We start from the raw sequence: 13,122 nt of genomic DNA, 5'->3' as shown, positions 1-13,122 counted from the left end.
AATCACCCTTCCACAGCTCTTACATCATCAATTCCCATGTGCAGGGAGTTCACCACCGTTGTAGAGGAAATGGTTGCACCGGAAATGGCATCAACTTTCCCACCAGCGCTACTAAGACTCAGGTCCGCGACCGGCAGGTCAACGAACTGGGACTTAAACGCAGGTTCCGTAATTTTTGAACCAAGCCCTGGGGTTTCAGAATGGGACATAACTTCCATTCCCGTAACGGTTTTGTAATCCGAGCTTACTCCACCAAGGATCTGTACAAGGCCCTGTGCACCGGGTTGAGTGGTCTTGAAGGCATATCCCACAATATTTCCGGAAGCATCCAGCCCGCGGAAGTAAAGAACCACAGGATTGCCGTCAGCATCTACCTGGTCTCCGTATACCCTCTCGAAACTATCCGCGGAGGGCAAAACCGCTTTTAAAGCCTCCTCCTCCTGCTGCTGCTGCAATATTTTTAACTGCGCATCAGTGGGGACAAAGGTCGCTGCCAGAAGTATAGCCGCAAGAGCTGAAAGTACTATCATTTTTAGAATAATGTTAACTGGCGTATTTTTCATGCTTCAACACCTCCAAAGGGCTTTGGAAGGGTGGAGCGTTCAATCAACGGGGATATGGCGTTTGCAAGCAGCAGTCCATAAAAAGTTCCCTCGATATAATTCCCGGTGAAGTACCCGTAAATCACCGTTAAAAATCCACATGCAATACCGTAAACAAGCCTTCCATTCCGGGTAATTGGGGAAGTCGAGGTTTCAGTTGCAATGAAAAACACTCCGAGCAGGAAGGAACCTGTAAAGACATAAGACAGAGGATCTCCAAGCAAAACAACCAGCAAAACTGTTGTCAGGAGATACGTCAGGGGGATTCTCCATTCGATGTACTTCCGAGCAATCAGGTACAGTACGCCGATCATTGCAATGGGGGAAGCATCTACCAGGAACCCTGCTCCATTTTCAATGATAAGGTCTGAGAACCCACCAAGCTGAGGAATTGAAGCAGGAACCATAGTCTGGGTCCAGGAGAGCTTCAAAAAGACCCAGGCAGCCAGCGCAGGGTGGAACATATAAGAACCAAGCCCTCCGAAAGCATGCTTTACAACTCCTACCCCGAAGACTGCAGCGATAAATGGCATCCAGAAAGGCACTGTAGGGGGAACCATCAGTGCGATCAGCAGACCCAGGTATGCTGCATTTCCATCACCGATTGTGACTCTTTGTTTGAAAGTTTTTTGGATTGCCAGTTCGATAAAGACTGCACCCAGCACTCCGGCAATAAGATTGCCAAGAGCAGGGAACCCAAATAAGTAAATCGAAGCTAAACATACAGGGAGAAGAACAATAAATCTGCTCCACATTAATGACTTAACCGACACACCTGCCTTTATGTGAGGAGGTGGGGATACAGTAAAGGGCATTTAGTCGCCTCCTCTTGCCTCAGCAGCACACATATTGTTGATCTGAAGCTTTGAATATCTGATTAATTGCACAAGATGCCTCTTTGAGGGACAGACTACAGCACATGCTCCGCACTCAATGCAGTTCATGGCATACAGCTGCTCACATTCCTCGTATCTTCCGAGATCCGAGTAGGAAGCAATCCTGGTCGGAAGCAGGTTCATAGGACAGACATCCACACAGCGAGCGCAGTGGATACAGGCCCCCGCTTCATCTCTCAGAACTTCGTCCTTTGTCTGGACAACGATTCCGGTTGTGTTCTTGACCACCGGGGCTTCGTCCGTGTACACAGCCACTCCGCCCCTGGACCCGTTGACAATAAGCTTGCCAGGTTCGCCCTTGTAGCCTCCGCAGGCTTCGATCACATCTTTTATCGGGGTGCCAAACCTGACGAATACACTTCTTGGGTTGTTGACAGCTCCAGTTACCGTAACCGCGTTTTCGAGGTAGGGCTTGCCTTCATATATAGCATCATATACGGCCTTTGCAGACTTTACTCCGCATACCACAATATGCTCATCTGCAGGTCCGTGCCCCAGAGGGATCTTCCTGCCCATCACATCGGCCGAGAGCAGGTTCATCATAGTTGGGGTATAGGTGACTTTTCCTGCTGCAAGCACGAGAATTTCGTCCTCTGAGTCTTCGAAGTAGTAGTCTGCGTGCCTCTTTCCGATAATCGGGGCAACGGTAAGGGGTTTTCCTTCAAAAGTTGCATTTTTGAATGCTTTAATGGATTCCTTGTCGTCCGCCCGGACTATAATTGCCCCCCTGGAAATCCCGCCTGCTTCGAGCATGAGCTTGAACCCCTTGAGGACCTTGTCCAGGGAATTCAGGTAAGCATGGGTGATCAGGGGGAAAGTTGCATTCATAAGCAGAGTGTCGACCCTCTTTCCCGGCTTTAAGGCAAGGTATGTGGGCTTTTCGTAGTATTCTACAATGCCCGCTTCCTTGATGAGTTCAATTAGCCTTGAAGGGGAAGCGTTCTTTTCCGGCACGAAATCGACGGACTGTGCGCACTCCGAAGGTGTGAGCACAACGCTTAAGATCCTTTTTCCGCTGGGATTCGGCATCAACTCAATAGATGCGACAGTCCCGCAGAAGGGGGAATGGACATAAGCGAGGTCGCTGCCTTCACAGTCCCCGAGCTTCTGCCCAAAGATAACTTCGTCGCCTTTCTTGACAAGAGGGGCACATGCAATCCCATCATGCTGCCTTAAGGGTATGATCGCCTTTTCAGGCAATTTATCCAGTTTGATAACGTCGCTCAACGTTTGCCACCTCCTTAGAATGCAGGCTCCTGTTCAACTTCCACAGGCCTCGGCTTCTCGTAGGTTACACCGATGCTCTTGACTGCTGACGACTCTCCTCCCGGGTCCTCAACGTACCCGATGGATTGCCAGTCGATAACAGCTGCACTTCCGTGGCAGTCCCTACAGGTCAGGGGGTCAATCATTCCTACATCCCTGCTGACGATGTTGTGAGACACCTGGTAGTAGAGTTCGACAGTCCTGAGTACGGCATTCGGGTAATCCGGCTGGCCGTCTCCATCGGCATCATAAGCCTGCATTTCTTCAACCGTAACCTCTCCGTTACCATCAGCATCTGCAGCCTTCACGTACTGTACCGGGATCGCGTCTCCGGTAGAGGTACTGTTGTTCGGGTCTGCGAGCACTTCGGGGTCAGTGCCTGCGTCCCACCAGGTTCCGGTAATCTTGTTGAACGGGGTGAGCTTTACATCACTGTCATTCCTTGTGTCCACTGAGGGCAGGACATCTCCGAAGTTTCCGTTGTACCAGGCAAGGACAGGCTGGAAGTCTTCTTCCCAGTAAACGTCTTCCCTTTCTCCGTTCTGCCAGCTGAAGGCCTTGAGAGGCTTGCCACCTTCCAGTTCTCCTCCCGGAAGCATGGGGATGTGGCAGGAAGTACAGTCAAGGAACTCCATGTGCGAGTCTGCAAAGGGCCCGTGGGAGATACCTATGTGACATCCTTCATCATCACAGCTCTTCATGGTATCATCAAAGTGGCTCTCCGGAAGGTCAGGGGAATCGGATACGTTTCCACGCCCGATCTGGTGGTTAGAGGTTATGATGTAGCCTTCCATTTCGTGGCACTCGAAACACTCCACACCGTTCTTTGCGTGAGCATCGTATTCTTTGTAGTCTTCCTCGGAACCCCAGGTAACAGCCCTTACTGGCACATCCTGCAGGTGACACTGCTCGGAACAGGAGGTTTCATGCGGGGGCCCGTTCACAGCGCCATGGAAGAAGAACAGCAGGGGGTAGGGGGTTAAAAGATTGGCACTGTAGGTAAAGGTTTGAATGGGGCTTGTCTGGGCAGCCTTTGTGGATTCTTCCATTGCCACCTTGTGTGCGTTTTCGTAATCCCCGTTTGCAATAGCCTCTCCTCTGGCTTCGAAGTCGTAGAGGCCATACTGTTCATGGCACATCCAGCAATCGACTGCGATGCCGTATTTCTCTTCCGCAAGTGGTCCCCCACCCGGGTGGTACTTTCCAAACTCAGCAACCCAGGCGTCCTTTCCGGACGTTTCAAGATCAAAATTCGTGAGGGGAGACCACCGGTCCATATCAACCTGTACATGATAAGAATTATTTACTTGCTCGTAGGCACCGTAGTGACATACTCCACAGACCGCATCGGACCACTCACCCTTTGTCATATAGTGGGTTGAAATTGCATCATTCCCACTGTAACCAAGGGAGGTGTATCCGACCGCGAGCACGAGAAGCAGCACCGCGACTCCCGACACCATCAGATTTAACCTATTCATAACGACCACATTCTTTCTTTTTTGTGTTCACGTTGTTATGTTCATTTTTGCCGAATAAACATACTTCAAATTTTAAGAAATTTCAGTAATTCTTATTTTGGGCGATGAATGAGATTCAAGGATGTCCGCGGCTGGATCGTACACGGCCAGAAGGAGGTATACACTGCCGTCCCCTCCAACCTTCAGTAGATGCACAATGCACATCCGGATTCCGGGATTACAGGAATTAAATTAAAACGGAAACCTCAAGTTAGAGAAGGAACTGGCACGCACAGCTAGATGGCCCTGTTGGCATCTTCTGGTTTCCCTGAAGGCTTTTTCGATCACCGGCTTTTCCTTTTCTTACTTACTATAGTCCATTTTATTCCTGAAAAACAAAGGTAAATTGCACTTCAACGAAAAATGTTTGCCAGAGGTACTACTTATTTCTTTCGAAATAAGTTTTAGGGAATGCAATATACGTTAATAAAGTATTAAAAATATATACTTTATATATATTATGAGGCGTATATTATTGAAATATATAAAATATATACAATATAATTTAAAAATTACACATTATTAATATATATAACTTTCCGAAAAGAAATACATGATTATACATGATGGATTAGAAAAAAAGATTCCACAATCGGCTACCACATAAAAAGGCATTTTTAACCCGCAAAAAACGGATTGCTGGAACATGAAGAAACAAAAAACATATAATATATATAAAATGTGTAATAAATAAATATCGAAGCGCACAGCTAAAGGAAAAACATTTTAAGACCATAGAAGAGATTCGACGGAAAAATGCCCTAAAACGAAAAAAAGACAGCAGGAAAACCAAAAAATGAGATTGACCAAAAAAAGAAATCGGACCTGGAATTAAAAGAAGAAATAATATATGAAATGTAAGAAGACTAAAAAATAAAAGAAAAATATGGAAAAAACCAAAAAACTTCCAGAAAAAGGACAAGAACAATGCACATAAAAATAGTAAGTATATAAGGAACTGACAAAAACAGAATATAAAGACTTATTAAGTAGATCCGAAAAAGAGGAAAGCCTCTGAAAAAGAAGAAAGCTTCTGGAAAAAACGAACCATAAAGAAAAACTTAAAGAAGAATTTAAAGAAAAACTTAAAGAAGAATTTAAAGAAAAACTTAAAGAAAACCCTGGAAAAAAACCTGAAAAAAACCTGGAAAGAAAGGAAAGTAAAGAAAATAAAATAAAAACAGAAAATAAAGAAGAACGAAAAACAAAACCAAAAACGGGATAAATAACGTAAGCAAAGTTGATAGATTATGGATTCCAGATACAAAACACTCTTTTCACTGGTTATCACCGCAGCAATTCTTGCTTCAGGCTGCATACAAACCGAACCTGCGGAAAGCCAGGAACTTCAGGCGTTTCAGCAGACCCGGAGCATTATGGATACTACGGTCACGGTAATGGTGTATGCTCCGAATGAAACCGAAGCCATGCAAGCAATAGACAATGCTTTTGTGGAAATTTCCAGGGTTGATGCTCTGATGACTCCCTCAAAAGAAGAAAGCCAGCTGAACATCCTGAACAGTGAAGGAAAGCTTCAGGGTGCGGACCCTGCAGTCATCAATGTACTTGAACGCTCTAAGTATTATTCGGAAACCAGTGGCGGAGCCTTTGACATCACAATCCAGCCGGTACTTGACCTCTGGAAAAGCAAATTCAGCCCGGGAGGAACATACGAACCCCCCACTGCAGAAGAGCTCAATGAAACCCTTGAACTCGTAAACTATTCAGAGATCAGGATCGAAAACGGAAACGTAACCCTCAAACCGGGGATGAAGGTCGCGGTAGGAGGAATCGCAAAGGGATATGCAGTTGACAGGGCAATCGAATCCCTGCAAGCTGACGGGATCGAAAACGCCTTCGTGAACGCAGGGGGAGACGGAAAGTATATAGGCCAGAAACCTGACGGTACCTCCTGGCTTGTGGGACTTCAGAACCCTAACAAAAATGAGCAATATCTTACAGTGATTAAAGCCAGGGACGTAGCCGTCGCAACAAGTGGAAATTACGAGCGCTATTTCAACGAGTCCGCAAAAGTCTCCCACATCTCTGACCCGAGAACCGGTTACCCTTCCACAAGCCTCATCAGCAGCACGGTGATTGCGGAAAATGCTATTGATGCAGATGCCTTTGCAACCGCAGTTTTCGTGATGGGAGAAGAAGAAGGACTCGAGATGATCGAAAGCGTTGAAGGAGTGGAGTGCCTTATAGTAACGGAAGACAGAAGACTTGTTTACTCCAGCGGGTTTGAAGAATACGAAAACTGAAAGTTTTTATCATCCTCCTGACCTGATCTTTCAGGGTGAAAAAGAAGGTTTAATCCAGATATGCGGTATGCAGGGTCTCGTAGAGGGGCCCTTCCGGAGTAAGGGTACTTTTCTTAAGAAGTACCTTATTCACCCGCATGCTGCCAAGAGTTATATCCTTTAAATCCCGGAGGGCATCAAGAAAAGCGCCTTTCTGGGACTTTTTGAGGAACTTCACCCTGGCAAGGGTGGCATGAGCTGTAAATTCCCTGTCATCCTTTTCGAAATTGAAAGGCTTCAGCACCTTCTCGACCTCATCATGAAGGGCACCGAAAGCCCCTGAAGCCCCAATCCAAAGGACTTTTGGGTTTGCAGGCTTGGGGAAGACCCCGATGCCCTCGATCTTAGCTTCGAATGGCTCACAGAGAAGGGAATCAAGAGCTGAAGCAAGAGAAGGAATACTGGACTCCTCCACATCCCCCAGAAATTTTAGAGTGATGTGGACAATTTCAGGCTTAACAAATTTCAGATCAAAGTCCTCAAACTTTTCCTGAATATCCCGGATCTTTTCTATGAAAACCGGGTCGAGCTCCACTGCTATAAACGTCCTGATCAAAGCTTTTCACCAATATAAACTAGAAAGCCAGACAAGAAAAACATTTCTATTAGCCTTTCTTTTCAAAAAAAGCCGAAGCTCCCCTTCTAGAAGGAATATTGTAAACCCTTTCTGCCCTGAACCCGGAGAAAATAACAAAAACAAAACAAAAAAGCGACAGAAAGAAATGCAAAAAAAATAAGAAGGGAAAAAGAGGAAAAAAGAGAGTCATCACAGAACAATTATAATGTAGTAGACATAACATTATACCTGAGTGAACCAGATTTAATTGTGTATACAGTCGCCCTTAATGTTAACCTGTAAAGAAACCGTCAACCTCCGGGGCAGGCAACAGAACCATAAAAAGTATTGGAGCGAAAAATAAAAAGCGGATGGTCAAATGGACAGAGCACGTATAATCGCAGAAACGGCAGCCCGGGTTGCCCGGGAACTCAACGCAGCCGCAATCATGGTCTCCGGAGAGCTGAGCTTTGAAGGGATCCAGACCGATATACCGGTCTACTACACCTCCATGCGCCCGAAAAGTATAATTGACCACCTGGTCGCTACGGGGAAAGATGGAAAAAGCCCCGCAAAAGAGCTCATAGACCAGCTCGGCCGGGAAACTGCAGGCAATGTAGATCACCTGCAGCACGCCTCTGCCATCGAATACGTGCTTGGGGAACTGAAAACTGGGATTGTCGTGGGTGTTGTCGAGACCCGGGGTTCAAGTTCCATAATCGTGCACAACCTTGAAGAAAATCCCCTTATAAAAGCCATGAAAGAATGCGAAGAAAGAGTCAAACCGGAAGTTATGAGCGCGGTCCTGAAAATTGCATTTGATATCGCCCTTACGGGGAGGGAAGGCAAAAAAATCGGAACTGCATTTATAATAGGGGATACCGAAGAAGTCCTGAAACGCTCCCACCAGATGATCCTCAACCCCTATGCAGGCCATGAAGAAGCGCAGAGAAACATCCTGGACAGGAAAAACTGGGAGTCCGTAAAGGAATTCGCGCAGCTGGACGGGGTTTTTGTGATAGATGAAAACGGGCTTATCCACGCGGCAGGGCGCTACCTTGACGTGGACGGGAAAAATGTGGACATTGAAAAGGGCCTGGGAGGAAGGCATGTTTCCGCTGCAGCCATCAGCAGGGACACAGTGGCAATCTCAATTACGGTTTCCGAGTCTGGCGGAGTCCTCAGGATCTACAAGGACGGGAAAGAGACCATCTGCATCGAATCCTTTCAGCCTGCTTTCAGGTACATATGAACCTCTGTATTAAAGAAAAAAATGCAGCAAAACCTGTTTCCACTTGCTTCCATAAGGAAGTCCAGCCCCGGAAAAGAAAGTTTAACCCTAAAAGAGAAGTTTACTTTATAAAAAAATCTACAGCATAAGAAAAAGCATATAGATTAACTGAAAAAAAACTCAGATACCCATTAATAAAGAAAGCACATATATCATAACCGAAAAACCGACCCGCGGAGAAGAGAGTAATCCCATGAGAAGACAGATCTTCTATATCCCTTTCAGCCCGAAGTTCCTTCTCCTTTTAGCCGTTGTCCTTGCCTTTGGGCTTGGATCCCTCTTTCTCGGGATCATAATCTCCACTTTCATGAAAATAGGCTTTTCCGCAGAAGATGCCCTCCTTATCCTGCTCCTTTCCTTCATCGGAAGCGGAATCAACATCCCTCTGGCAGTCCTCAAGTCAGACATTCCTGTTGTACGGGACAGTTATGTCCGGGTTTTCGGAGTTGACTACCGGGTCCCAATGCGTAAAGTCATAAAAGAAGAAACCTTGCTGGCCGTAAATGTGGGTGGGGCAGTCATCCCTGTCCTGATTTCCGCGTATCTCCTAATGAAATTTCCATCCTCCGTCCCCCTGGCGGGGATGGGAGTGGCAGCCGTTGCAGCAGTGACCTATTCCGTAGCAAAACCAATAAGGGGAGTAGGAATAGCAACCCCGGCCCTTATCCCTCCCCTTTCAGCAGCCATTGTTGCAATTATCCTTACCTCGATTTTCCATATGCCCGAGTGCCTGGCTGACCAGTGCCGCTTTGTCACAGCCTACACCGGAGGCGTGCTCGGAACCCTGATAGGAGCCGACCTCCTGAACCTGGGAAAAATCAAGAACCTTGGAGCTCCCGTTGCAAGTATAGGAGGAGCCGGGACCTTTGACGGGATATTTTTAAGCGGGTTTATTGCTCTGCTCCTGATCTGAACGAAAAAACCTGAATCAGGAGCTGAATAAGAGAACTCAAAAAGAGAACTCAAAAAGAGATTGAAAAAATGTCAGGGAAGGGGCATCCCTACCTGAAATTAAAAATCCGTATTTCCGGGATGCGGTTCCACGTGAATCGAAAGATGGCTGTTGCCGCCGTAAGTTCCCCTCAGCTTATTCTCGACATGGGAAGAGATCTGGTGGGCATCCACGATATTAAGTCCCCTATCCACCTCGATATGGACATCAACAGCAATTGCACTGCCGATTTTCCTGGTTTTGAGCTTGTGGCAGTCAAGGACTCCGTCGGTGCACCGGATAATTTTTTCAATCTCTTCATTGACATCCGAGCCCAGGGAAGCTTCAAGCAGCTCATTGATGCTCCGGTAAAAGATATCGAAAGCCACCTTGAGGATAAAGAAACTGAGTATTAGGGCTGCAAGGGGATCGAGCACGGCCCACCGGCCGCCGAGCAGAATTGCCCCACCGCTCCCAAGCATGGTGCCTACGGAGGACATGGCATCGGAGCGCTGGTGCCAAGCATTTGCCTCAAGGGCATCACTCTCCAGTTCCCTGGAATGCCGGATCGTATAGCGATAAAGGCTTTCTTTAGACAGGATGGACGCTACAGCCGCAAACACCGCAATCCAGCCAGGAGCCTGCAGGATTTCCCCGCCAAAAAATGCCAGCACCTTTTCGAGTCCCGAGTAAAAGATCTCCAGCCCGACAAGGAAAAGTACCAGTCCGACAAAACCTGCTGACAGCGTTTCTATCTTACCGTGCCCGTAATTGTGAGTACTGTCCCTGGGCTTCTGGGACAGCTTGAATCCGACCATAACCGCCACATCAGTCAGCATGTCCGAAAGGGAGTGGACAGCATCGGCAACCATTGCCGCACTGTTCCCCACCACCCCTGCAAAAAACTTGAAAGTTGTAAGCACGATGTTTGTAAGCAGGGCAAGTTTCGTCACACGCATCGCTTTTGCGCATCTCAAATCATCGGATTTGACCTCGACAGCCTTCTCCGAGCCAATTGGATTCTGGATACCTGATCTCATATTTTCTCATGTAAATCTCGCAATTTATCTATCCAAAGGAAAGGGGTTGTATGCATTTATTCCCTATAAGGATATCGAAAAACCTCCGAAAAAGCAGACAGAGTAAGGAATAAAACAGGGGAGCAAAACAGGGGAGCAAAACTAGCAGGAATTGAAAACTAAAAAACCACGCCAGAAAAGCATGGCAGAGAAAAGCAGATTATAGAAAGAATGAGTTCTGGAAATATAGGAGGAAGGAAAGAAGGAAGGAAGGAAAGATCATTTCCTTCCTTTAAGGATCAGTCCAGCAGTAAGCCCCAAAACTGAGACAAAGAGCCCGAATCCGGGAGACTTTTCAGGCACTTCCTCCTCTGAGCCTGCCTTGTCTTCAACGACCTCACCGGCAGAATCGGCGTTTCTAGCCTTATAATCAAGGCTGGCCTCGGAACTCGTAGAGTTTTCAGTAGAGTCTGCAGTTTGAGAATCGATCTCAACTACGGAAGTCTCATCTTCTGCAGCCGCATTATTCAAGGTTTCATCCACCACTGTGACATCCGTTGCAGGATAGATGATGTAACCCTGCCCGCCGAAACCTTTGTTTTCATCCGAGGTCTTGAAGTACCAGGAATCAGTGAAGTAGGCCTTTTTGTCCGCATCAACATCTATAGTGATAGAGTCCTTGTTTTTCAGCACAAGCCCGTTCTCATTGGCTTCCTTTACTTCCAGGCCCTGATACTCGTCCCCACTTTTTATGACCAGCGCGTTGTCCTTATCGATAAGCCAGGTGTACTTGAAAACGGCAATGGAATCAACAGCACTCTGGAAAACGGAGTCAACGTAAGTGACGAAGTAGAGCTGGTCGTCAGAGTCACCGAAGTCGGCTTTAGCAGTGAAAGTCTTGCTTGCAACAGTGCCGTCGTCTTCAACAATGGCAGACTCAAGTTCTTCCCCGTTCTTTTCAAGGGAGAACCAGACCTTTTTTCCGTCCACATCAACCTGGTGGACAGTAAGCGTGTAGCCTTTCCCGAGATCCCACGTCTCACCGGCCCGAAGCGTCTTCCTAGCGCTGCCATCCTGGTTGAGGACAAGACTTGCAAGCTGAGTGGCATCATTTTCAACAGCTATGTAAGGTTTACCAAACCAGGCGAGCTGCCAGTAAAAACCTTTCCCGAGGTCGGAAGGAATGGAAGACCCGCTAAGCCCGAGTTCGGAAACAACCTTATACTTGGAGCTGTGCTGCCGTGTGGAATAGACAAGTTCCTCTTCGTCAATAACGTTGTTTGAAGGGCCCGAAACACCTAAAGCCCCGTGGGTATTGTCAGTGTTTTCAATCCAGAGGCGTTCCCCCCAGGCAATGTCCTCATTAACAAAATTCTGGTGCTTGTTTATGGGATAGCAAAAGCCGCCAAAAGTGGTAGCGTCCCAGGCAAATCCATTGCTTTCCGTTAGATTCGTATCAAGGGAAATACCTCTTAAAGTATAGGTACCCGGAGTGGTGAGGTCTTTTGCCGGGTAGATGATATAACCCTGCCCGCCGAAACCTTTGTTTTCATCCGAGGTCTTGAAGTACCAGGAATCGGTGAAGTAGGTCTTTTTGTCCGCATCAACATATATAGTGATAGAGTCCTTGTTTTTCAGCACAAGCCCGTTCTCATTGGCTTCCTTTACTTCCAGGCCCTGATACTCGTCCCCACTTTTTATGACCAGTACGTTGTCCTTATCGATAAGCCACGTGTACTTGAAAACGGCAATCGAATCAACGGCACCCTGGAAAACCGAGTCAACGTAAGTGATGAAGTAGAGCTGGTCGTCAGAATCCCCGAAATCGGCGGTAGCGGTAAAAGCCTGGCTTGCAACAGTCCCGTCGTCTTCAACAACTGCAGATTCAAGTTCTTCTCCGTCCTTGTAAAGGGAGAACCAGACCTTTTTCCCGTCCACATCAACCTGGTGGACGGTGAGTGTGTAGCCTTTCCCGAGATCCCACGTCTCACCGGTCCGAAGTGTCTTCCTGGCGCTGCCGTCCTGGTTGAGGACAAGACTTGCAAGCTGAGTGGCATCATTTTCAACAGCTATGTAAGGCTTAGCAAACCAGGCGAGCTGCCAGTAAAAACCGTTCCCGAGATCCGAGGGAATGGAATCCCCGCTAAGCCCGAGTTCGGAAACAAGCTTGTACTTGGAGCTGTACGACCTCGTGGAATAGACAAGTTCCTCTTCGTCAATAACGTTGTTTGAAGGGCCCGAAACACCTAAAGCCCCGTGGGTATTGTCAGTGTTTTCAATCCAGAGGCGTTCCCCCCAGGCAATATCCTCATTAACAAAATTCTGGTGCTTGTTTATGGGATAGCAAAAGCCGCCAAAAGTGGTAGCGTCCCAGGCAAATCCATTGCTTTCCGTTAGATTCGTATCAAGGGGAAGCCCGCGGATAGCAGGAGCTGCCGGAGCTGCCAGCCCTGAAGGCACAAGAATCAAAAAGATTGTGAAAGCAACTGAAATTATAGATAGGGTTTTTGAAAGAACATACTTCATACAGAAACACCAAACCATCATAAATTGTATTGTTTAAATTACAATTTTTAGAATATTATAAGCATACAGTAAGACGAAAATATATTATTGTAACAACGAATAAACTATAATAGTTAATAAGTTTTACTAATTTTAACGAAAAGGTCAAAAGATAACATCCAAAAAATGCAGTGAGAACTGGACAAAACAGGACTAAAGCAAAGAAAAAGGAA

The 13,122-nt window shown here is 46.9% G+C and carries 10 protein-coding genes; 3 read left to right on the top strand and 7 right to left on the bottom strand.

Annotated features, from left to right (window positions below; translation table 11 throughout):
* Positions 1-2: 2 nt before the first annotated feature.
* Genes rnfG through mmcA form a run of 4 tightly spaced genes read right to left on the bottom strand, consistent with a single transcriptional unit; the run spans position 3 to position 4,245 of the window.
* On the bottom strand, positions 3-563 hold the full coding sequence (rnfG, locus tag FTO70_RS11860; protein WP_255335967.1) for an Rnf electron transport complex subunit RnfG: 561 nt from the start codon (positions 561-563) through the stop codon (positions 3-5).
* Complete coding sequence (gene rnfD / locus FTO70_RS11855; RefSeq protein WP_255335966.1) at positions 560-1,417, bottom strand: Rnf electron transport complex subunit RnfD; 858 nt, start codon at positions 1,415-1,417, stop codon at positions 560-562. Before rnfD ends, rnfG begins: the two co-directional genes overlap by 4 nt.
* Positions 1,418-2,725, bottom strand: coding sequence for an Rnf electron transport complex subunit RnfC (rnfC, locus tag FTO70_RS11850; protein WP_255335965.1), 1,308 nt, complete (start codon positions 2,723-2,725; stop codon positions 1,418-1,420).
* Between the two features lie 14 nt (positions 2,726-2,739).
* Positions 2,740-4,245 (bottom strand): methanogenesis multiheme c-type cytochrome, encoded by a 1,506-nt coding sequence (gene mmcA, locus FTO70_RS11845; protein WP_255335964.1) that lies wholly within the window; start codon positions 4,243-4,245, stop codon positions 2,740-2,742.
* Between the two features lie 1,289 nt (positions 4,246-5,534).
* Here mmcA and FTO70_RS11840 point away from each other — a divergent pair.
* A complete protein-coding gene (locus tag FTO70_RS11840) occupies positions 5,535-6,548 on the top strand; it encodes an FAD:protein FMN transferase (protein ID WP_255335963.1) in 1,014 nt (337 codons plus the stop codon).
* Between the two features lie 49 nt (positions 6,549-6,597).
* Here FTO70_RS11840 and thpR read toward each other — a convergent pair whose 3' ends face one another.
* On the bottom strand, positions 6,598-7,143 hold the full coding sequence (thpR, locus tag FTO70_RS11835) for an RNA 2',3'-cyclic phosphodiesterase (RefSeq protein ID WP_255335962.1): 546 nt from the start codon (positions 7,141-7,143) through the stop codon (positions 6,598-6,600).
* Between the two features lie 379 nt (positions 7,144-7,522).
* Between thpR and FTO70_RS11830 the strand changes: the two genes are divergently transcribed.
* Together FTO70_RS11830 and FTO70_RS11825 are read left to right on the top strand one after the other, a co-directional pair.
* Positions 7,523-8,395 carry a diadenylate cyclase gene (locus FTO70_RS11830; protein WP_255335961.1) on the top strand — a complete coding sequence of 291 codons (873 nt, stop codon included), beginning with the start codon at positions 7,523-7,525 and terminating at the stop codon, positions 8,393-8,395.
* Between the two features lie 232 nt (positions 8,396-8,627).
* Complete coding sequence (locus FTO70_RS11825; RefSeq protein ID WP_255335960.1) at positions 8,628-9,347, top strand: DUF1614 domain-containing protein; 720 nt, start codon at positions 8,628-8,630, stop codon at positions 9,345-9,347.
* A gap of 98 nt (positions 9,348-9,445) precedes the next feature.
* Here the strand turns inward: FTO70_RS11825 and FTO70_RS11820 are convergent, their stop codons facing one another.
* Both FTO70_RS11820 and FTO70_RS11815 read right to left on the bottom strand, forming a co-directional pair.
* A complete protein-coding gene (locus FTO70_RS11820; protein WP_255335959.1) occupies positions 9,446-10,405 on the bottom strand; it encodes a cation diffusion facilitator family transporter in 960 nt (319 codons plus the stop codon).
* 258 nt (positions 10,406-10,663) lie between these two features.
* Entirely contained in the window at positions 10,664-12,910 is a 2,247-nt protein-coding gene (locus FTO70_RS11815) for an S-layer protein domain-containing protein (RefSeq protein WP_255335958.1), read from the bottom strand.
* Between the last annotated feature and the right edge of the window lie 212 nt (positions 12,911-13,122).

This window comes from Methanosarcina sp. KYL-1, assembly GCF_024372725.1.
GTDB lineage: Archaea > Halobacteriota > Methanosarcinia > Methanosarcinales > Methanosarcinaceae > Methanosarcina.
Note: the sequence above shows the minus strand (reverse complement) of the source record. Positions and strands in the feature narration are given on the sequence as shown.